Raw genomic sequence first — 20,645 nt, 5'->3', positions numbered from 1 at the left:
ATTAATTCTGTAAATATGAGCGACGCAGGGCCGCCCCAAGACGTGAACGCCCCCTTGGGGGGCAGTGCAGTACGCGGAGCGACAAACGTGGGGGCCACATTAGGAAAAGTGGCTGTGCTGATGGGCGGGGCCTCCGCCGAGCGCGAGGTGTCACTCATGTCGGGCACCGGCGTGCTGGCCGCGCTGCGCAGCCAGGGCGTGGACGCGCATGCGTTCGACCCCAGCGAGCGTGATCTGGGCGACTTGAAGCGCGAAGGCTTTGCCCGCTGCTTCATCGCCCTGCATGGCCGCTTTGGCGAAGACGGCACGGTGCAAGGTGCCCTCGAATTGCTGGGCATTCCGTACACCGGCTCCGGCGTAATGGCCTCCAGCATCGCCGTCAACAAGGTGATGACCAAGCGCATCTGGCGTGCCGAGGGCCTGCCCACACCGGGCTGGTGCGAGGTGGACAGCGCCGAGGCCACCCGCGTGGCCTTTGCCACCCTGGGCGCTCCGATGATCGTCAAGCCCGCCCGAGAAGGCTCGTCGCTGGGGTTGACCAAGGTGCTGTCGCTGGACCAGGTGGACGCCGCCTACGCCCTGGCCGCCCAGCTCGACCCCAAGGTGTTGTGCGAGCAATTTGTAGCGGGCGACGAGGTCACCATCCCCCTGCTGGGCAGCGGAGACCAGACCGAGGTGCTGCCGGTGATCCGCATCCAAGCGCCCGAAGGCAACTACGATTACCAGAACAAATACTTTACCGACACCACCCAGTACCTGGTGCCCTGCGGCCTGCCCGAGGGCGAGGAAGCCGCCATCCAGGCCATCGTGCGCAAAGCCTTCCTGACCCTGGGCTGCCGGGGCTGGGCGCGGGCCGACGTGATGATCGACGCAACCACCCGCCAGCCCTACCTGCTGGAGATCAACACCGCGCCCGGCATGACAAGCCATTCGCTGGTGCCCATGTCGGCCCGCGCCGCCGGTATCAGCTATGAAGCCCTGTGTGTGCGCCTGCTGCAAACGGCGGTGCTGGACTACGGAACGACCACCGCGCCATAAGCATGCCCAAGCTGTCCGCCCCCTTCGACGTCAAGCTCATGAACACCACCGCGTTGGTGCTGTTCCTGGGCGCGCTCGTCCTCGGGTTGGTGGCGCTGGTGCAGTGGACGGCGCGGCAGTCGCTGTTTGCGATTGGCGGTATATCGGTGGTGGGCGATGTGGCGCACACCAACGACGTGACCCTGCGTGCCAACCTGGGCGGCAAGATCAAGGGCACCATCTTTACGGTAGACCTGGCGGCTACCAAGGCCACGTTCGAGGCGCTGCCCTGGGTCCGCAAGGCGGTGGTGCGGCGCGAGTTTCCCAACCGCCTGCGGGTGGTGCTGCAAGAGCAGCAAGCGGTGGCTTACTGGGGCGATGACAGCGACTTGCGCCTGCTGAACAACTTTGGCGAAGTGTTTGAGGCGAACGTGGGCGAGGTAGACCGCGACGACCTGCCGCGCCTGAATGGCCCCGAAGAGCAGGCCGGCCAGATTCTGGGCATGTACCGCACGCTGGCCCCCTTGCTGGCCCCGCTGGACGTGACGCTGGACCAGCTCACCCTGAGCAAACGCGGCGGCTGGCGCCTGCAAACCGATGCCGGTGGTGCCGTAGAGCTGGGCCGGGGCACGGCCGAAGAAATTACCCAGCGCGTGCAGCGCTTTATCGGCACCGTGGCCCAGGTGGCCAAGGAATATGGCCGCACGGTGGATGCCGTGGAGCAGGCCGACCTGCGCTACACAGAAGGTTACGCCCTGCGCTTGCGCGGCGTGACCACCTTGGCCGCACCGCCCTTGGTGCCCAAGCCCAAACAAACTGGACATTGAATTACAGGACGCACTATGGCAAAAGAGTACAAAGATTTAGTCGTCGGGGTGGACATCGGCACCGCCAAGGTGATGGTGGTGGTGGCCGAGGTGCTGGCGGGCGGCGAGCTGAAGCTGGCCGGGTTCGGCGTGGCCCCCAGCAACGGCTTGAAGCGCGGCGTGGTGGTGAACATTGATGCCACCGTGCAGAGCATCCAGATGGCGCTGAAAGAGGCCGAGCTGATGGCCGACTGCAAGATCTCGCACGTCTACACCGGCATCACCGGCAGCCACATCCGGGGCATCAACTCCAGCGGCATGGTGGCGGTGAAAGACCGCGAGGTCACCGCCGCCGATGTGGCCCGCGTGGTGGAAACCGCCAAGGCCATCCACATCTCTACCGACCAGCGCCTGCTGCTGGTGGAGCCGCAGGAATTCATCATCGACGGGCAGGACGTAAAAGAGCCCATCGGCATGAGCGGCATCCGCCTGGAGGCCAAGGTGCACATCGTGACCGGCGCGCAAAGCGCCGCCGAGAACATCATCAAATGCGTGCGCCGTTGCGGCCTGGACGTGGACCAGCTGATGCTGAACCCGCTGGCCAGCAGCCTGTCGGTGCTGACCGAAGACGAACGTGAGCTGGGCGTGGCCCTGGTGGACATCGGCGCAGGCACCACCGACGTGGCCATCTTCACCAACGGTGCGATCCGCCACACGGCGGTGATCCCGATTGCCGGCGACCTGATCACCAGCGACATCGCGATGGCCCTGCGCACGCCCACCAAAGATGCCGAAGACATCAAGGTTGAAAGCGGCTACGCCAAGCAGTTGCTGGCCGACCCGGACGCGCAGGTGGAAGTGCCAGGTCTAGGCGACCGGGGCCCGCGCATGCTGAGCCGCCAAGCGCTGGCCGGGGTCATCGAGCCGCGTGTGGAAGAAATCTACTCACTGGTGGCCCAGGTCATCCGCGAGTCGGGCTTTGAAGACGTGCTGTCCAGTGGCATTGTGCTCACCGGCGGCAGCGTAGTTATGCCCGGCATGGTCGAGCTGGGCGAAGATATTTTTCTGAAACCGGTGCGCCGGGGCGTGCCCAAGTACCGTGGTGCCCTGTCCGACATGGTGTCGCAGCCCCGCGCCGCCACCGTGATGGGCCTGCTGGAAGAGGCCCGCATTGGCCGCGCACGCGGCTTCAAGGTAGCGCAGAAAAACGGTTCCATGAAGACAGCGGTCGGCCGCGTCAAAGACTGGTTTGTGGGGAACTTTTAACCATGCACGCCAAAATTTGGCTCGCGCGGGGAAGTCCCCCAAAGGATGGGCGATGGCGTCACTGCCATCCGCCCTGGAGGTGTGATGCCCCCTAAAAACAAAAACAACACATGTATGCAAGCAACCCACTTAATTAAGATATCAGGAGTAACACATGGCCATCGAAATGATTGAAGTCGAAGAATTTAACCTAGGCACCCAGATCAAAGTGATCGGTGTCGGCGGCGGCGGCGGCAATGCCGTGGAGCACATGATTGGCTGCAACGTGCAGGGCGTGGAGTTCATCAGCGCCAACACCGACGCGCAGGCCCTGGGCCGCAGCGTGGCGCACAAGACCATCCAGCTGGGCCTGAGCGGTCTGGGCGCGGGCAGCAAGCCCGACAAGGGCCGTGAAGCCGCCGAATTGGCCGTGGACGATATCCGCGCCGCGATTTCTGGTGCGCACATGTTGTTCATCACCGCTGGCATGGGCGGCGGTACCGGCACCGGTGCGGCCCCTGTGATTGCCCGCGTGGCCAAAGAAATGGGCATCCTGACGGTCGGCGTGATCACCAAGCCCTTCGACTTTGAAGGCCCCAAACGCATGGCCAATGCCGACAACGGCCTGGCCGAGCTGGAAGCCAATGTCGATTCGCTGATTGTGGTGCTGAACGAGAAGCTGCTCGAAGTGCTGGGCGACGATATCACCCAAGACGAAGCCTTTGCCCACGCCAACGACGTGCTGAAAAACGCCGTCGGCGGCATTGCCGAAATCATCAACGTGCCCGGCCATGTGAACGTCGACTTTGAAGACGTGCGTACCGTGATGGGCGAGCCTGGCAAAGCCATGATGGGCACCGCTGTGGCCGACGGCCCCGACCGCGCCCGCATCGCCGCCGAGCAGGCCGTGGCCTGCCCGCTGCTGGAAGGCATCGACCTGTCGGGTGCCAAGGGCGTGCTGGTGCTGATCACCGCCGCCAAGGGCTCGCTCAAGCTGAACGAATCCAAGCTGGCCATGAACACCATCCGCGCCTACGCTTCGCCCGACGCGCACGTGATCTACGGCACCGCCTACGACGACAGCTTGGGCGAGAAAATCCGCGTGACGGTGGTTGCCACCGGTTTGAGCAAACGCCGCGTCGCCGCTCCGCTGCAAGTGGTGGTGCAGCGCACCGGCACCGACAACGTAGGCTTCACCCTGCCCGTGCAAGCAGGTGGCATCAGCTCCGGCATGGGCAACAGCCAGCCCGACTACGAATCCCTGCGCGGCCCCGCCGTCTGGCGCACCCCTAACCGCACCCAGGCCAGCGCCCGGGTGGACGCACTGTCGTCGGGTGGCATGGACGACTACGAGATCCCGGCCTTCCTGCGCAAACAAGCCGACTAGCTTGGTACACCCCCAGGCTTGCCCACTGCCCCGGAATCGGTCCAAAGGGCCGATAACGCATGTGGCAGCGCCAACCCCCTTGCAGGGGGCAACAGCAGCAGCCCGGCGAAGCCGGTTCTGCGCTGTTCACGAAGGGGCGTTGCTGCGCTCGCCTTGGGGGCTGCGTGCTCGCGTTAATCTTGCGGTAGTGCTCTAACCAGCTCACGTTCATCACCATGCACATCGTTAAGCACGGGGTCATTCTTTTCGTTGAAAAGTACGGCGAGTGCGTCCGCTTTTATCGCGATGTCGTAGCACTTCCTGTGGCCTATGTGCAGGCATCTTTGACTTGTTTTGACTTTGGTGCGGTCTACCTTATGGTGGAGGACGGTGGGGTGTGCGGCATGCCCGAAAAGGCCCGCTCCCAGAATCCAACCGTGCTGCGCTTCAACGTCAGCGACCTGGAGGCCGCAGCGGCCGAACTGGAGAGCCGGGGCTGCCCGGTGCAGCGGTTGTCGTTTGACTGGGGCTGTATCGGCGTGTTCACTGACCCTGATGGGAACCGGTGCGAGTTGAAGCGTGTGGTTAATGCATGATACGTTCTTTTTGCAACAATAATTGTTGCAAAAAGAACGGCGTGCTATATTGACACCATCCCATCGACTCGCCACAAAGGAGGGCAGACATGTCCGCTGTACTAGAGCACGCTGACCTCGTACCGGCCTCACAAGACCGGGGTGCGCTGGCAAAAATGGTGATGACTTTGCTTGACCATTGGACGTTGCCGACGGAAGACCAAGCGGCGCTGTTGGGGATTGCCGCCAGCAACCGCGCGGCACTGACGCGCTACCGCAAGGGCGAGCCCATCGGCACCAGCCGCGACCAGTTTGAGCGGGTTGGCCATATATTGGGCATCCACAAGAATCTGCGTTTGCTGTTTCCGCACAACCGCGATTTGGCCTACCGCTGGATGTCTACACGCAACAAGGCATTTGACAACCTGACCCCCGTGGACATCGTGCGGGAGTGGGGTTTTTCGGGCTTGTTGATGGTGCGGGCCTATCTGGACCGGGCGCGCGGTATGTGATGGACCCGTTGTTTTCGCATCTCATGTTGGCCGATGTGCATTGCAACGCCATCCGCAATATTGTGTCCATTCGCGCAGCACAAGACCTGTTTGATGACCTGACCAGTAGCCCTGAAGAGTGGGCACTTGCGCAGCAAGTGGAGGATGCAGTGAAGCCGCCGCTGTACCAGTCCAGAACCCCCGTCATACACCGCCCCTTTGAGGATGCCGAATGGTGGAATGCGATTGGCTGGCCCTTCAAGCACTGGCAAGCCAGCCGCTTCTCTGACGGCTCATTTGGTATTTGGTACGGCTGTGACTCGGCTGAAACCTCGGTTTTTGAAACGGCATACCACTGGTTTAATGGATTCTTGACCGATGCCGGATTTGAAAAAGAGCCGGTCGTGGGTGAGCGCAAACTGTACGAGGTTGCCTGCGATGCGGCTTTGGTGGACTTGCGGCCATTGGCGGGCCAACAGCCCAGCTTGCTGCACAAGACCGACTACCGCACCACACAGTCTGTCGGCGCAAGATTGCACCGCGAAGGGCATCCCGGACTGGTGACACCCTCGGTGCGCCATGCGGCAGGGCACAACTATGCGGTCTTGAACCCCGGTGTTTTGTCCAGCCCACGGCAGCTCTGCACATTGACCTATCGGCTGGACGGCCCGCGCATCGCCATTGAGAAGCAGCCCGGCATTGCCTGGATGGAAATTGCGACGGCCACGCTTTGACTTACAGGCCGCGAGGAATAGGCCTGCCAATTAAAATCATGCCCATGCTCCAGCAAAGAACCCTCAAGTCCCTCACCAAAGCCGTTGGCGTGGGCGTGCACAGCGGCCAGCGGGTCGAATTGACGCTGCGCCCCGCACCGCCCGATACCGGCATCGTGTTTCGCCGTACCGATCTGCCGGTGCCGGTGGACATTGCCATGACGGCTGAGTCGGTGACCGACACCCGCATGGCCACCACCGTGTCCAGCGGTTCGGCCAAGGTGTCTACCGTGGAGCACCTGATGTCGGCCTGCGCGGGCCTGGGCATTGACAACCTGATCGTGGAAATCACCGCCGAAGAAGTGCCCATCCTGGACGGTTCGGCGGCGGCTTTTGTCTACCTGCTGCAAACGGCGGGCATCGAGCTGCAAAAAGCCCCGCGCCGCTTTATCCGCGTGACCCAGCCGGTGGAAGTGCGCGAAGGCACGGGCACGGCCGAAAAGTGGGCCCGGCTAGAGCCGTACCACGGCTACAAGCTGAGTTTTGACATCATCTTCGACCACCCGGCGGTAGATTCCACCGGGCAGCATGTCGAGTTTGACCTGGGCTCCGATTCCTATATCCGCGACATTGCCCGCGCCCGCACCTTCGGCTTTACCCGCGATGCCGAGATGCTGCGCGCCAACGGCCTGGGCCTGGGCGGCGGTATGGACAACGCCATCCTGATGGACGACTACAAGGTGCTCAACGCCGGTGGCCTGCGCTACGACGATGAATTCGTCAAGCACAAGGTGCTGGACGCGATGGGCGACATGTACATGCTGGGCAAGCCGCTGCTGGCCAGCTACAGCGCCATGAAGTCCGGCCACGCGCTGAACAACAAGCTGATCCGAGAACTCATGGTGAACACCGAGGCCTGGGAAATCGTGACGTTTGATGATGCGTCTAAAGCCCCCGCAGGCTTCGCCCAACTCGCCAAAGCCTGGTAGCACCATGCTGCTGTTCCGCTGGGCCATCCTGTTCCTGCTGTTGGGCGCGGGAGTGTCGTTTGCGTTTTATGTGGGTACGCACAACCACCGTTATTTGCGCTGGGGCTGGGTAATTTTGAAGTGGACGCTGCTGGCGGCGTTTGGCTTCTTCACGGTGTTGATTTTGGAACGCTTGGCCTGAGCCACTAATTGATCCGCCCGTCGCGGTACATGCCGCTGGTCTTGCGCGACAGCGGCGTGGCTTGCGCCAAACGGGCCATTGCATGTCCCACGTGGGCGTGCGTGATGGCCATGCCCAGTGCGTCGGCGGCATCTTTGCCGGGCAGCACGGGCAGTTTGAGCAGCCGTTTCACCATCTCTTGCACCTGGGTTTTGTCGGCCCGGCCGTGGCCGACCACGGCTTTTTTCATTTGCAGTGCGGTGTATTCCGACACCGGCAAATTGCTGTGCCCCAGCGCCGCCAGGCTGGCCCCGCGCGCCTGGCCCAGCAGCAGGGTGGACTGGGGGTTCACGTTGACAAAAATGATTTCCACCGACGCGGCATCCGGCTCGTAGCGGGCGCAGACCTCGCAGATTCCGTCAAATAAAATCTTGATGCGCGCAGGCAGCTGCCCCAGGTCCAGGTGCGTGGTTTTGATGGTGCCGCTGGCCACGTAACTGAGGTTGGAGCCGTCCACGTCGATCAGGCCGAAGCCAGTGGTTTGTAAGCCGGGGTCAATACCAAGAAGTCGCATGCTATTTATTTTGTAGCTGGTTGTGTAGGTAGCATATGCGCTACAGCCTAAAAAACCACCGCACCGAATGGAAGAAGATCGGTGCCGCAAAACACAGTGCATCCACCCGGTCGAGCAGGCCGCTGGCGCCGGTGATGGACTGGCCCTCATTGCCCCAGTTGGTGATGCCCCGGTCGCGCTTCAGGGCTTTCATCACCAGGTGGCCAGCCGTGCCCGCCACGCAGGCGATCAGCGCCATCGCCAGGGCCTGGCCGGGTTTAAACGGGGTGATGCCCGCCAGCAAGCCGCCCACCAGGCCGCCCGCCGCCACGCCAATCGCCCAGCTGGTCCAGTTAAAGCTTTGGCTGATGTGGGGCGCACGCGGCGGGCGCTGGAGCTTGCGAGCGGCCAGGTGCTGCACCAGCATGCAGGTCTGCACCACCAGCACCAGAAAGAACACCAAAAACGCGCTTTTCTCGGCGTAGCCCGGAATCTCCAGCCGGACCAGCGCCGGGATGTGGCTGGTGCCGTAGACGCAGACCATGATGCCCCACTGCATTTTGGCGTTGCGCTCCAGAAAGCGGTGCGGGTCGTCGGCCAGCGCGCCCACCAGCGGCAGCGCCAAAAACACATACACCGGGATAAACACCGTGAACAGGTCAAAGTACCGCCCGCCCACCAGCCAAAACTGCGCGGGCAGCACCACAAAAAACGCCAAAATCAGGCTGCGGTGGTCGCCCCGGTGGGTGGGCGACAGGGTGATGAATTCGCGCAGCGCAAAAAATGCCACCAGCCCAAACAGGCTGATCGCCACCCAGCCGCCCAGCACCCAGCCCAGCCAGAAAGTGGCGGCCATGAACCAGGTGTGGCGCAGCAGGCGGCGCAGGTCGTCCAGGTCGGAGCCAAAGGTGGCCTTGAAGTCCCCGTCGTCACGCTCACGCAGCGACACCAGCATCAGTGCCACGCTGGCCAGAGACAGCACGCCAAACACCAGCAGAAACAATGCGGCCACTTGCTGGCTGCCGCTCAAGGCGCGTATGAATTGATTCATATGTCTCTTAAGGCAATCACGTTCAAGCGAGCCCGGTCTAAAAACGCCCGCCGCTCCTCGCCCGGCGCTACCTGCATCGGCGTGCCAAAGGTCACCGAGCACAGCACCGGCACCGGAATCACCTCGCCCTTGGGCATCACGCGCTGCACGTTGTGGATCCAGGTGGGCACCAGCACCACGTGCGGAAACTGCACCGCCAGGTTGTACAGCCCGGCCTTGAAGGGCTGCGGCTCGGGCAGGTGGCCGCGCGTGCCCTCGGGGAACAGGATGATGGAGTCGCCGTTGTGCAGCGCTTCGGCCAAGGGTTCCAGCGGGTCTTGTTCGCCGGTCCGCACCCGGTCTACATACACCGCGTTAAAGACGGCGCTGGTCAGCCACTTTTTAAAACGTGACCCGGTCCAGTAGTCTTTGGCGGCGATGGGGCGGGTGGTGCTGCGCAGCTCGGTCGGCAGGGCGGCCCAGATCAGCACCAGATCGACGTGGCTCTGGTGGTTGGCGAAATAAATGCGCTGTTCGGCCTTGGGCGGGCAGCCGTGCCAGCGGGCCTGCGCCCCGGTCAACAGCCGCACGATGCCGAGCAAAAGGAAGCTGGTGAAGGTGGCGAGCATGGCGGGAATGATAAACGGGTAGGGCAGGGCCACGGGCTGTTTTATCTATAAAAAGTGCCTCTAGCGCAATATGTATATGCGCAAGTAGCTATTAAAACTGTAGTGCATTGCTGATCCCAAGGGAAAGCCCTAGTATTCATAATTCGTTAATTAATGAAAAATTAACGTTCTCGGTGTGGCATGGTGCCCCGCTGAACCCACCCGTTGCCTTGCCCTCCATCCGATGCGGGCGGCACACCTAGGAGACAGATTGATGATGAAGCTTTCCAAATTGGCGCTGGCCGTGGCTGTTGTTGTTGCTGCGGGCGCTCTGCACGCTGGCGAGGTCGAAGTGCTGCACTACTGGACTTCGGGTGGCGAGGCCAAGTCGGTCGCCGAACTCAAGAAAATCATGCAAGCCAAGGGCCACGTCTGGAAAGACTTCGCCGTGGCCGGTGGCGGTGGTGACAACGCAGCCACCGTGCTGAAGAGCCGCGTCGTGTCGGGTAACCCACCTGCTGCTGCCCAGATCAAGGGCCCTGCCATCCAAGAATGGGCAGCCGAAGGCGTGCTGGCCAATCTGGACGCTACCGCCAAGGCCGAGAAGTGGGACAGCCTGCTGCCCAAGGCCGTGGCCGATGGCATGAAGTACAAGGGCAACTACGTGGCCGCACCGGTCAACGTGCACCGCGTGAACTGGATTTGGGCGAACCCCGAAGTGCTGAAGAAGGCCGGCGTGGCGGGCATGCCCAAGACCTACGACGAATTCTTCGCCGCAGCCGACAAGATCAAGGCCGCCGGCCTGATCGCCGTGGCGCATGGTGGCCAAAACTGGCAAGACTTCACCACCTTTGAGTCGGTGGTGCTGGGCGTGGGCGGTGCCAAGTTCTACAACGACGCGCTGATGAAGCTGGACCAGAAGGCCCTGACCAGCCCTACGATGACCAAGTCGCTGGAAACCTTCCGCAAGATCAAGGGCTACACCGACGCTGCCTCCGCAGGCCGTGACTGGAACCTGACCACCGCCATGGTGATGCAGGGCAAGGCGGGCTTCCAGTTCATGGGTGACTGGGCCAAGGGCGAGTTTCTGGCCGCTGGCAAGGTGCCGGGCAAGGACTTCCTGTGCGCTGCCGCCCCCGGCACGGCATCGGCTTACACCTACAACATCGACTCGTTCGCCATGTTCAAGCTGAAGTCGGCCGATGCGCAAAAAGCCCAGGGCGACCTGGCTGCCGCCATCATGGGCACCGAGTTCCAGGAAATCTTTAACCTGAACAAGGGCTCCATTCCGGTGCGCCTGAACATGAACCTGGACAAGTTTGACGACTGCGCCAAGCTCTCCGCCAAGGACTTCGTGGCCACCGCCAAAACCGGCAGCCTGGTGCCCTCCATCGCCCACGGCATGGCCGTCAGCCCCGCAGCTGAAGGTGCGATCAAGGACGCTGTGAGCCAGTTCTGGAACGACGACAAGATCAGCGTTGCCGATGCGATGAAGAACATCGCCTCTGCCGCCAAGACGAAGTAATAGGGCACACCCCCAGGCTGCGCGCACTGCGTGTCGCTTCGCCAACCCCCAGCAGGGGGCGAACCTTTGGGCCCGGCAAAGCCGGTTCCCTGGGTTCCTTGGTGAAGACAGTCGCGTCTATTGCGGCAGCTGCTCCCCATTCCGCTTACGCGGGGTGGGGCTTTATTTTTTAAGAGTGACCCTATGAAGTTAAATTTTGAGCAATCCCTGCCCAAGCTGGTGATCGCGCCCGGCTTTGTGCTGGGCTTTGCGTTTATCTACGGGCTGATGATCTGGAACGGCGTGCTGTCCATGACCGCGTCGCGCATGCTGCCCAATTACGACGAATTTGTGGGCTTGGAACAATACGCCAAGCTCTGGGAGATGGACCGCTGGTGGCTGGCCCTGAAAAACTTAGGCATCTTCAGCGTGCTCTACGTGGGCGGCGCGATGCTGATCGGCATGGCCCTGGCCATCGTGTTGGACCAAAAGGTCCGCGCCGAAGGCCTGCTGCGCACCATTTATTTGTACCCGATGGCGCTGTCGTTCATCGTCACCGGCACCGCCTGGAAGTGGATGCTCAACCCCAGCCTGGGGCTGGAGAAGCTGATGCACGACATCGGCTGGACCAGCTTCAGCTTTGACTGGCTGGTGCAGAGCGACACCGCGATTTACTGCGTGGTGATTGCCGGCATCTGGCAATCTGCCGGGTTCGCGATGGCGCTGTTTTTGGCGGGCCTGCGCGGCATCGACGACAGCATCATCAAGGCCGCGCAGATCGACGGTGCCAGCCTGCCGCGCATCTACTGGCGCATTATTTTGCCGATCCTGCGGCCGGTGGTGTTCTCGACCATCATGGTCTTGTCGCACCTGTCGATCAAAAGCTTCGACCTGGTGATGGCCCTGACCGGCGGCGGCCCCGGCTATGCCACCGACGTGCCCGCTACCTTCATGTACGTGATGAGCTTTACCCGGGGCCAGATTGGCCTGGGCGCGGCCAGCGCCACCATGATGCTGGCCACGGTGGCGGCCATCGTGGTGCCCTATTTGTACAGTGAACTGCGGAGCAAACCCCATGATCGGTAAGACCTTTTCCCGTGTGCTGATCTACGGCGTGCTGCTGCTGGCGGCGCTGTTTTTTCTGGCACCGATGTATGTGATGCTGGCCACCTCGTTCAAGGACGCGGAAGAAATCCGCAGCGGCAACCTGCTCAGCCTGCCCGGCAGCCTGAACTTTGAAGCCTGGACGCTGGCCTGGTCCAGCGCCTGCACCGGCACCGACTGCCGGGGCTTGCAGCCCTTCTTCTGGAATTCGGTGCTGATCGTGGTGCCTGCGGTGCTGATCTCCACCCTGTGGGGCGCCATCAACGGCTACGTGCTGAGCCTGTGGAAGTTCCGGGGCAGCGAAGTGCTGTTCGGCTTCATGCTGTTTGGTGTGTTCATGCCGTTCCAGGTGGTGCTGCTGCCGATGAGCCAGATTCTGGGCTGGCTGGGCATTTCCAGCTCGGTGGGCGGTTTGATCTTTGTGCACTGCCTGGCCGGTCTGGCGGGCACTACGCTGTTCTTTCGCAACTACTACGCCGCCATCCCGAAAGAGCTGGTGAATGCAGCGCGCATCGACGGTGCGGGCTTCTGGCGCATCTTTATCCGCATCATCGTGCCGCTGTCCACACCCATCGTGATGGTCACGCTGATCTGGCAGTTCACCAACATCTGGAACGACTTTTTGTTCGGCGTGGCCTTCAGCGGCGCCGACAGCAAGCCCATCACCGTGGGCCTGAACAATATGGTCAACACCACCAGCAGCGTGAAAAACTACAACGTGGACATGGCGGCTGCCGTGATCGCGGGCTTGCCCACCATCCTGATCTATGTGTTGGCAGGCAAATTCTTCGTTAAAGGACTCACAGCCGGTGCTGTGAAAGGATAAAAAGTTATGGCATCCGCACTCCACATTCAAGGCATCCGCAAAACCTTCGGCAGCGGCGACAAAATGGTCGAGGTGCTCAAGCGCATCGACATCGACGTGGCCCCGGGCGAATTCTTGATCCTGGTCGGTCCGTCCGGCTGCGGCAAGTCCACTTTGCTCAACATCATCGCCGGGCTGGAAGAACCCACCGAAGGCGAAATCCGCATCGGCGAGCGCAACGTGGTGGGCGTGGCCCCGGCCCAGCGCGACATCGCGATGGTGTTTCAGAGCTACGCGCTGTACCCCACCATGAGCGTGGCCGAGAACATCGGCTTCGCGCTGGAAATGCGCAAAGTCCCCAAGGCTGACCGCATAAAGCGCATCAACGAAGTTGCGGCCATGTTGCAAATTACCCACTTGCTGGACCGCCGCCCCGCGCAGCTGTCCGGTGGCCAGCGCCAGCGCGTGGCCATGGGCCGGGCTCTGGCGCGCAAGCCGCAGCTGTTTTTGTTTGACGAACCGCTGAGTAACCTGGACGCCAAGCTGCGCGTCGAGATGCGCGCTGAAATCAAACGCCTGCACCAGGTGTCAGGCATCACCAGCGTCTACGTGACCCACGACCAGATCGAGGCCATGACCCTGGGCAGCCGCATCGCGGTGATGAAAGACGGCGTGCTGCAACAGTTGGGCACGCCCGACGACATCTACAGCCGCCCGGCCAACACCTACGTAGCCAGCTTCATTGGCTCGCCAGCTATGAATTTGATAGCTGGTAGCGCAGGTACTGCAAGCGCTAGCGGCACATTTTCTATACAAGGTGCGAACCTGCCGCTGGACTGCCCCGCGCCCGGTGTGGACACCCTGTTGGGCCTGCGCCCCGAGCACATCGAGCTGGTGGACGGTGCTGGTTGGCGCGGCGAGGTCAGCCTGGTCGAGCCCACCGGGGCCGACACCTACGTGGTGGTCAAAACCGATGCCGGCAATATCACCGTGCGCACCGCGCCGCAGGTGAGCGTCAAGCCCGGCGACACCGTGGGCCTGCACATTGCGGCGGCCAACGTGAGCTGGTTTGATGTGAAGAGCGGCGTACGGCTGTAGCCATGTGCTGACGGGGCCGCTGCGCCCCGTCTATCCCTGTTTGTCGTTGTAAAGACCTTGCCAGCATCGCAAGATGCCTCACCGTGCGCGCCACGGGGTTGGCGCGCACCCCATCCGAAAGTATTGTTATGCGCTTGCGAAATCAGATTCTGGCCATTGGTTTGGCCGGTGCGGTCCTGGCATCTTTGGTCGGCGGCATGGGGTTGTTTAGCGCCGGGCGTTTGGCGGGTGCTTTAGACAACTCGGTCAGCATGGGCCAGGCCGTGCAGAGCAGCCAGCAGGCGGCGATGATGCAGGGCGCGGTGCGCGGCGACGTGCTGCGCGCGTTGTTCGGCTCCATCAGCCGCGACAAGGAGCAGGTCAGCGGGGCCCAGAAAGATCTGGCGGAGCACATTGCGCTGTTCAACAATGCGTTCCAGAAGCTGGACACGCTGCCGCTGTCGCCGGATGTGAAGACGGTTATCGCCGCCACCCAACCCCAGGTGAAGCAGTACACCGAAGCCGCCAGCCGCGTGCTGGACCTGACCGCCAAGGGCGCGATGGCGGCCGGTGCTATCCCCGAGTTCAACCGGCTGTTTGCCGAGTTGGAAAAGCAGATGGCCGTCCAGGTGTCGGCCATCGACAAAGACGTGCAGGCCCTGAGCGGCCACTCCAGCCAGGTGGTTCAGCAGGCCACCATGCTGGTGGGTGCGGCCCTGGTTGCGGCCATCGTGCTGCTGGTGCTGGCCGCGCTCTGGCTGGCCCGGCACCTGGGCAGGCCCATGGCCTATGCGGTGCAGATTGCCGACCAGCTGGCCGAGGGCGACTTGTCGCAGCCGGTGCGCCCCGTGGGCAACGACGAAACCCTGCAACTGCTCAACGCCATGGCGCGCATGCAAGCCAACTTGAGCGGCATTGTGCGCAGCGTCAAGGCGAATGCCGAGAACGTGGCCATTGCCAGCGCCGAGATCGCCCAGGGCAACCACGACCTCAGCGCCCGTACTGAGCACCAGGCCAGCGCGCTGGAGCAAACCGCAGCGTCGATGGAAGAGCTGCGCGCCACCGTCAACCACAACGACCAGAATGCCAAGCAGGCGAACCAGCTGGCAATGGGCTCGTCCAGCGTAGCGATGCAGGGCGGGGAGGTGGTGGGCCAGGTGGTCGCCACCATGAAGGGCATCAACGACAGCAGCAAGAAGATCGCCGACATCATCAGCGTGATCGACGGCATCGCCTTCCAGACCAATATCCTGGCACTGAACGCCGCCGTGGAAGCGGCGCGGGCTGGCGAACAGGGTCGTGGCTTTGCGGTCGTGGCCAGCGAAGTGCGCAGCCTGGCAGGCCGCTCGGCCGATGCCGCCAAAGAGATCAAAAACCTCATCGGCGCCAGTGTGCAGCGCGTCGAGCAGGGCAGTGCGCTGGCCGACCGCGCCGGTGCCACTATGGCCGAAGTGGTGGACAGCATCCGCCGCGTCACCGACATCATGGGCGAGATCAGCGCCTCCAGTTCCGAGCAGAACTCTGGCGTGGCCCAGGTGTCTGAAGCGGTGGCCCAGATCGACCAGGCCACCCAGCAGAACGCCGCGCTGGTTGAGCAAATGGCCGCCGCCGCCAGCAGCCTAAGAGCCCAGGCACAAGAGCTGGTGCAGACGGTGGCTGTGTTTAGGTTGAGCGACTCTGATGTCGCTCCATTGCGGTCCATTGCATAGTTTTTAAATTCGCCAAGTAGTTGCCCAAGTGGTTGCTACAGGCCAGGATGGGTGCCAACAGCATGCATCTATACCGCGGGTGGCAACGGCGGTGGGTGCCTAAAGTCCCCCGATGTCAGTGGAAACTCGGGTAGCGGCAGCTTGAGCCGCACGCACAGCCCCTGCGGCTGCATGTGCACCACGGAGGCGCTGCCGCCATGCCGCCGGGCAATTTCTTGCACGATGGCCAGGCCCAGGCCGCAGCCGCCGGGCAGTTCGCTGGCGCGCCAGAAGCGCTCGAACACGCGCTGCGCATCGGCCTCGGCCAAGCCCGGGCCGTTGTCTTCTACCTCCACCACGGCGTGGCCGTCCAGGCGCTGCACGCGCAGGGTCACGGTGGCACCCCGGCCAGCGTAGTGCAGGGCGTTGTCGATCAGGTTGCTGATGGCTTCGCGCAGCAGCAGCTTTTCGCCCTGGGTGATCAGGTCGTCTGCGCCCTCGTAGCCCAGGTCGATGCCCGCCGTGATGGCGCGCGGGGTCCATTCGCGGGCCACCTCGCGGGCCAGGGCGGCCATGTCCAGCGGCTGGGGGGTGATGTCGGCCTCGGTGCGGGCCAGTGCCAGCAGCTGGTGGACCAAGTGGGCGCTGCGCAAGGCTCCGGCGTGGACCTTGGTGAGCCGCTCTTGCAGGGCTTGCGGATCGCGTTCGATCTTGGCCAGTTCAGTCAGGGCCAGCTCGGTCTGGCTGATCAAACCCGCCAGCGGGGTGCGCAGCTGGTGGGCGGCATCGTTGATGAAGCGTTTTTCTTGCCCTAGGCTGCGCCGCACGGCCGCCAGCATCTGGTTCACCGCTTCGGCCAGCGAGTGCACTTCCAGCGGGGCCTGGGTGAGCTCGATGGGCAGCAGGGTGCTCATGCTGCGGTGGGCACGGTCGCCCAGCAGGGCTTCCAGGCGCTTCAGGGGTTGCAGGCCCCGGCCCACGCCGATGTGTACCAGCACGCCAATCAGCGCGCCCAGCAGCACCAGGGGCAGCAGCATGTCGGCCACCAGCTCGCGGGCAATGCGCTGCTGCACGGCCAGGCTTTTGGCCACCTGCACGCGCAGGCGCTGCGGCGCGTCGGCATCGCCGTAGTTGACCTCCAGCAGGGCGATGCGCACCGGTTTTTTGTCCAGCAGGGTTTCATAGATCAGCGGCTCGCCGGGCTCCACGCGGACACCTAGCAGCGGGTCGGGCAGTTGGCTGTTACCCAGTACAAACTGGCCGGGTGGCGACGACACCATGTAGCTGACGCGGTCGGTCGGGTCTTGCTCGATGATGTCTTGCGCGGCCCGTGGAAAGTCCACCAGCAGGCCCGAACCCATCGGTTTGACCTGGCGCGCCAGCGAGCGCACCGACTGCGTCAGCGACTGGTCGATGCCTTTTTCGGCATAGTTCAGGGCGATGCGGTAGGCCAGCAGCCCGCCCACCAGCCACAGCAGCAGTTGCGGCAGCAGCAGCCACAGCAGCAACTGGCGTTTCAGGGAAAGGCCGGGGGCTTTGTCTTTTTGCAGGCCCGGCGGTAAACCCAGCAGGCTCATGGCGCGGTGGGCTCCAGCATGTAGCCCAGGCCGCGCACGTTGCGGATGCTCAGGCCCGAGTCGGCCAGCTTGCGGCGTAGGCGGTGTACGTAGACCTCTAGCGCGTTGGATGCGGTGTTGGTGCTGTCGCCCACCTCGCCAGAGTTTCCGGTGGTGCCGGGGTCGGTCTTCCAGGCGCTGAGCACGTCCTCGCGGCCCACCACCTGGCCGGCGTTGACCACCAGCAGCGACAGCAGTGCCCACTCGCGGTGGGTTAGCTCCAGCGGCTCGTCGCCCAGCCAGGCCAGCGGCTGGGTGGCATCCAGCCGCAGGCGGCCGGTATCGCCCATTTGCAGCTCCAGCGTGCCACCAAAGGCGGGCAGGCGCGAGCGGCGCAGCATGGCACCGAGGCGGGCTTCCAGCTCGGCCATGTTGAAGGGTTTGGTGAGGTAGTCGTCGGCCCCGGCGTTCAGGCCCTCGATGCGGTCCTCCACGCCGTCACGGGCCGTCAAAATCAGCACCGGCAGGGCCAGCAGCCGTTTGCGGATCCAGCGCAGCAGCGCCATGCCGTCTACCAGCGGCAAGCCCAGGTCGAGCACCACGCCGTCAAAGCGGGTGGCCTCCAACAGTTCTTGGGCCAGTGCGCCATTGGCGGCGGTAGTCACCTGGTGGCCGGCCTGCCCCAATTGGGCCGCCAGACCGTCGCGCAGCAAATCGTCGTCTTCAACTATGAGTAAATGGGCCATGCCTAGAGCATAGCAATGCGGAGGGCGACTGTGAAGCTATAGTATTCATAGCTGCTTGTGCAGGCAGAATATGCGCTAGATACCAATTTCACCCATAAATTTACCGAAAGCAAAACCCATGCAATTTGAAGCCGTATTGTTTGACTGCGATGGCGTGTTGGTCGATTCCGAGCCGCTGACGATTGGCGTGCTGCGCGACATGCTGGCCGAGAGCGGCTGGAACATGACGCTGGCCGAGTGCATGCGCCTGTTCGTTGGCAAAACCGTAATGGACGAAGCCCCCGCCATCGAAGCCCACACCGGCCAGCCCCTCACCGAGGCCTGGATACTGGCGTTCCGCGCCCGGCGTAACCACGCGCTGCAAACCCAGTTGCAGCCCATTCCCCACATCCACGCGGCTCTGCATGCCGTGTACACCGCCTATGCGGGCCGCATCGCCTGCGCGTCGGGGGCCGACCGCATCAAGATCGAGCTGCAACTGGCGAAGGTGGGCCTGGCCGACTACTTCAAAGGCATGGTCTTCAGCGGCCATGAAATGCCCCGCACCAAGCCCTGGCCCGACGTGTACCTGGCAGCGGCCGCTGCACTGAAGGTAGACCCGGCCCGCTGTGCCGTGGTGGAGGACACCACCACCGGCGTGCGCGCAGGCGTAGCCGCCGGGGCTACGGTGTTTGGCTACGCGCCTGCCACCTCTGGGCATGTGGACGCGCAGGCGCTTATGGATGCGGGGGCTTTTTGCACGTTCACGGATATGGACCAGTTGGCGGGGCTGCTGGTGTGATGGGTTAAAACGCGCGTCACGGTATGTCGTAGAAGCTGACGAAGCGGCGTCCGATGGCATCCTTTGCCGTCACTACGGCTTGCGCGCTGGCGGGCGGTGGGCCGCTCCATACGCCCAGGTCGGCCGTGGTGCCGGTGACGCGCGTGTCTACATAGGTTGTCGGTGTCGTCAAGGCCGCCGTCCAAAAGGTGTAGCTGGCATTCGTCGGTGCTGTCAGCATGAAGCTGATGTGCTTGCCGTTGACCAGGCCGGCTATCGTGGATGGATCCGTTGCCACGGGGCCCGGGAACCAGGCGTTGCCGGCAGCGGTGGCCTCGCTGGTGCTGGAGGGCTTGCCGACCAGTGTCGTCGTCGCAGGCGTGCCGATCGGCGCGCCGTTGGCATCGAGCAGGGTGACGGTGTAGACCGCACCAGCGCTCACGTCCGCCAGGTTCACACAGGTCACCTCCCAGGGGCGCTGGTCGACCGGAACGGCGCAGTCCGGCAACCAGGTGCTTTCCGGCACGCCGTTCACGGTGTAGAGCTGAAATCTGCTGCCGCTGCGCCCCAGTACGGTGCCTGAGAGCGTAACGCCCGCCAAGCTCGGCGGTGCCCAGTTGCCGATCCCGGGGCCGGACCACAGCGCATAGGCTGCTTGGGGATTGCGGCTTGTTACCCATTCCATGAGGTAAGCCCGATAGTTCCCGCCGTCCTGCTGGGGAGACCTTGCATTGATGGAGTTGGCCTCCGTATACATCCACTCTCGGTTCCCGGCATATTGCCAAACGCCTTGGGCATTGCGACGGAACTGGTGACGCCATATGTCCGTAGAGTGGCCGTTGTTTGCCGTCTTGGTGACGCTCGGGAATTCGACGTCTATGGTTGCACCCCCATCCTTGACGGCGACGATGGATGCCCCTGATTGCTGAACCCCCACCATCTCGGATGTCAGCACCCCTTGGCTGCTGAGAAACTCATCGACACCTCCGCCCCAATCAAGCATGTCGGCAGCCATCAGCGCCCGCAGCACCGCGTTGTTGGATGCGGGGATGCCGCTGGCAAATGCCGCTGAAAAGTTCGCCAGGGTCTGATTGATGCCCTTCAGGCTGGCCACGGTGTCGCTCAAGTTCGCCACCGGGGTCGGCAGCGCCGTGGTATCGGCCTTGCTGGCCAGGTCGTCCTGGATCTGGGTCTGGTTCACCAGGTCGGTGATCGTCGCAATCTGCGTGGCAGGGTCGGTGCTGACGCGCACCACATCCATCACGGCATCAAAACCCGAATGGTCGGCGGCAAACGAAGACCGCAGCAGGTCGAAGCTGGCCGACACGCCCATGGCATTCAAGATCGGCAGCAGCCGGTTCGTCAGAGTTTGCCGCGCGGCATTCAACTCAGCCGTGGTCAGCAAAGTAAAGTTTGGCGATGCGAAGTAGGCCTTCGCCGCCTGGCCTGCCATGTTGGCGACGATCAGGTCGGTGAAAGGTGTGATGTTGATCGTCTTGTTGATGTCATCGACCGTTGCCGCCGAAACAACCTGTACCGTTCGTCCGCCCACGGTGCCGTCTGCCATGAAAACAAACGGCCCCGTCATGCCCGCCACATCGACGCTATAGGCGCCATTGGTCTGGATATCGACTGTCTTTTGCGCCCCGAGGCTGTCTTTGACCGTCACCTTGCCGATGATGGGCGCACCCGACGCGGCGGTGCCGGTGATCAAAGTGCTGGCTAAGGGGGCGACGATGGCTGGCGGGTTGTCGCCACCGCTGCCGCAGGCGGTGATGCCGAGCAGAGTGGCGATGGCAAGGCCCAGAGGGGTGTAGATGTAGCGCATGGGGTGTCCTTTCGGCGTAGTGGG

Annotated in this window: 21 protein-coding genes; 15 read left to right on the top strand and 6 right to left on the bottom strand. The window is 63.1% G+C overall.

Annotated elements, in window-relative coordinates:
* From AC0969_RS08435 to AC0969_RS08395, 9 genes are all read left to right on the top strand, one after another.
* Positions 1 to 1,038: a D-alanine--D-alanine ligase gene (locus AC0969_RS08435; RefSeq protein ID WP_479623785.1), complete on the top strand. Its 1,038-nt coding sequence runs from the start codon at positions 1 to 3 to the stop codon at positions 1,036 to 1,038.
* 2 nt (positions 1,039 to 1,040) lie between these two features.
* Positions 1,041 to 1,844, top strand: a complete 804-nt coding sequence (locus tag AC0969_RS08430) for a cell division protein FtsQ/DivIB (RefSeq protein ID WP_479623706.1) — start codon at positions 1,041 to 1,043, stop codon at positions 1,842 to 1,844.
* A gap of 15 nt (positions 1,845 to 1,859) precedes the next feature.
* Positions 1,860 to 3,089: a cell division protein FtsA gene (gene ftsA / locus AC0969_RS08425; protein WP_479623705.1), complete on the top strand. Its 1,230-nt coding sequence runs from the start codon at positions 1,860 to 1,862 to the stop codon at positions 3,087 to 3,089.
* Between the two features lie 154 nt (positions 3,090 to 3,243).
* Positions 3,244 to 4,455: a cell division protein FtsZ gene (gene ftsZ, locus AC0969_RS08420; RefSeq protein WP_479623704.1), complete on the top strand. Its 1,212-nt coding sequence runs from the start codon at positions 3,244 to 3,246 to the stop codon at positions 4,453 to 4,455.
* A 215-nt stretch (positions 4,456 to 4,670) separates the two neighbouring features.
* Positions 4,671 to 5,030, top strand: coding sequence for a VOC family protein (locus AC0969_RS08415; RefSeq protein WP_479623703.1), 360 nt, complete (start codon positions 4,671 to 4,673; stop codon positions 5,028 to 5,030).
* 89 nt (positions 5,031 to 5,119) lie between these two features.
* On the top strand, positions 5,120 to 5,521 hold the full coding sequence (locus AC0969_RS08410) for an MbcA/ParS/Xre antitoxin family protein (protein WP_479623702.1): 402 nt from the start codon (positions 5,120 to 5,122) through the stop codon (positions 5,519 to 5,521).
* 8 nt (positions 5,522 to 5,529) lie between these two features.
* Positions 5,530 to 6,234 (top strand): RES family NAD+ phosphorylase, encoded by a 705-nt coding sequence (locus tag AC0969_RS08405; RefSeq protein ID WP_479623701.1) that lies wholly within the window; start codon positions 5,530 to 5,532, stop codon positions 6,232 to 6,234.
* 44 nt (positions 6,235 to 6,278) lie between these two features.
* Positions 6,279 to 7,202, top strand: coding sequence for a UDP-3-O-acyl-N-acetylglucosamine deacetylase (gene lpxC, locus AC0969_RS08400; RefSeq protein WP_479623700.1), 924 nt, complete (start codon positions 6,279 to 6,281; stop codon positions 7,200 to 7,202).
* Positions 7,203 to 7,206: 4 nt separating this feature from the next.
* Positions 7,207 to 7,383, top strand: a complete 177-nt coding sequence (locus AC0969_RS08395; RefSeq protein WP_479623699.1) for a hypothetical protein — start codon at positions 7,207 to 7,209, stop codon at positions 7,381 to 7,383.
* Between the two features lie 4 nt (positions 7,384 to 7,387).
* Here AC0969_RS08395 and ruvC read toward each other — a convergent pair whose 3' ends face one another.
* The 3 genes from ruvC to AC0969_RS08380 are packed head-to-tail and all read right to left on the bottom strand — an operon-like array spanning position 7,388 to position 9,574.
* Positions 7,388 to 7,936: a crossover junction endodeoxyribonuclease RuvC gene (gene ruvC / locus AC0969_RS08390; protein ID WP_479623698.1), complete on the bottom strand. Its 549-nt coding sequence runs from the start codon at positions 7,934 to 7,936 to the stop codon at positions 7,388 to 7,390.
* A gap of 40 nt (positions 7,937 to 7,976) precedes the next feature.
* Positions 7,977 to 8,966, bottom strand: coding sequence for a phosphatidate cytidylyltransferase (locus AC0969_RS08385; RefSeq protein ID WP_479623697.1), 990 nt, complete (start codon positions 8,964 to 8,966; stop codon positions 7,977 to 7,979).
* On the bottom strand, positions 8,963 to 9,574 hold the full coding sequence (locus tag AC0969_RS08380; protein ID WP_479623696.1) for a lysophospholipid acyltransferase family protein: 612 nt from the start codon (positions 9,572 to 9,574) through the stop codon (positions 8,963 to 8,965). Before AC0969_RS08380 ends, AC0969_RS08385 begins: the two co-directional genes overlap by 4 nt.
* Before the next feature lie 253 nt (positions 9,575 to 9,827).
* Between AC0969_RS08380 and AC0969_RS08375 the strand changes: the two genes are divergently transcribed.
* The 5 genes from AC0969_RS08375 (at position 9,828) to AC0969_RS08355 (ending at position 15,752) form a co-directional block, all read left to right on the top strand.
* Positions 9,828 to 11,078, top strand: a complete 1,251-nt coding sequence (locus tag AC0969_RS08375; protein ID WP_479623695.1) for an ABC transporter substrate-binding protein — start codon at positions 9,828 to 9,830, stop codon at positions 11,076 to 11,078.
* Positions 11,079 to 11,261: 183 nt separating this feature from the next.
* The gene (locus AC0969_RS08370) at positions 11,262 to 12,143 is read left to right on the top strand and encodes a carbohydrate ABC transporter permease (RefSeq protein WP_479623694.1); all 882 of its coding nucleotides are present in this window, start codon (positions 11,262 to 11,264) and stop codon (positions 12,141 to 12,143) included.
* A complete protein-coding gene (locus AC0969_RS08365) occupies positions 12,133 to 12,987 on the top strand; it encodes a carbohydrate ABC transporter permease (protein WP_479623693.1) in 855 nt (284 codons plus the stop codon). Before AC0969_RS08370 ends, AC0969_RS08365 begins: the two co-directional genes overlap by 11 nt.
* A 6-nt stretch (positions 12,988 to 12,993) precedes the next feature.
* On the top strand, positions 12,994 to 14,064 hold the full coding sequence (locus AC0969_RS08360; RefSeq protein WP_479623692.1) for an ABC transporter ATP-binding protein: 1,071 nt from the start codon (positions 12,994 to 12,996) through the stop codon (positions 14,062 to 14,064).
* A 128-nt stretch (positions 14,065 to 14,192) separates the two neighbouring features.
* Positions 14,193 to 15,752: a methyl-accepting chemotaxis protein gene (locus tag AC0969_RS08355; protein WP_479623691.1), complete on the top strand. Its 1,560-nt coding sequence runs from the start codon at positions 14,193 to 14,195 to the stop codon at positions 15,750 to 15,752.
* A gap of 68 nt (positions 15,753 to 15,820) precedes the next feature.
* Here the strand turns inward: AC0969_RS08355 and AC0969_RS08350 are convergent, their stop codons facing one another.
* Together AC0969_RS08350 and AC0969_RS08345 are read right to left on the bottom strand one after the other, a co-directional pair.
* A complete protein-coding gene (locus AC0969_RS08350; protein ID WP_479623690.1) occupies positions 15,821 to 17,308 on the bottom strand; it encodes a sensor histidine kinase in 1,488 nt (495 codons plus the stop codon).
* Positions 17,305 to 18,033, bottom strand: a complete 729-nt coding sequence (locus AC0969_RS08345) for a response regulator (protein ID WP_479623689.1) — start codon at positions 18,031 to 18,033, stop codon at positions 17,305 to 17,307. Before AC0969_RS08345 ends, AC0969_RS08350 begins: the two co-directional genes overlap by 4 nt.
* 118 nt (positions 18,034 to 18,151) lie before the next feature.
* Here AC0969_RS08345 and AC0969_RS08340 point away from each other — a divergent pair, with 118 nt between their 5' ends.
* Positions 18,152 to 18,814, top strand: coding sequence for an HAD family hydrolase (locus AC0969_RS08340; RefSeq protein WP_479623688.1), 663 nt, complete (start codon positions 18,152 to 18,154; stop codon positions 18,812 to 18,814).
* A gap of 16 nt (positions 18,815 to 18,830) precedes the next feature.
* On the opposite strand, the gene AC0969_RS08335 is transcribed toward AC0969_RS08340, so the two are convergent.
* Positions 18,831 to 20,621, bottom strand: a complete 1,791-nt coding sequence (locus AC0969_RS08335; RefSeq protein ID WP_479623687.1) for a hypothetical protein — start codon at positions 20,619 to 20,621, stop codon at positions 18,831 to 18,833.
* Positions 20,622 to 20,645: the final 24 nt, after the last annotated feature.

Source organism: Rhodoferax sp. LB1P47 (assembly GCF_056521445.1).
The sequence above is the reverse complement of the archived record's forward strand: the minus strand, read 5'-3'. Positions and strand labels throughout refer to the sequence as shown.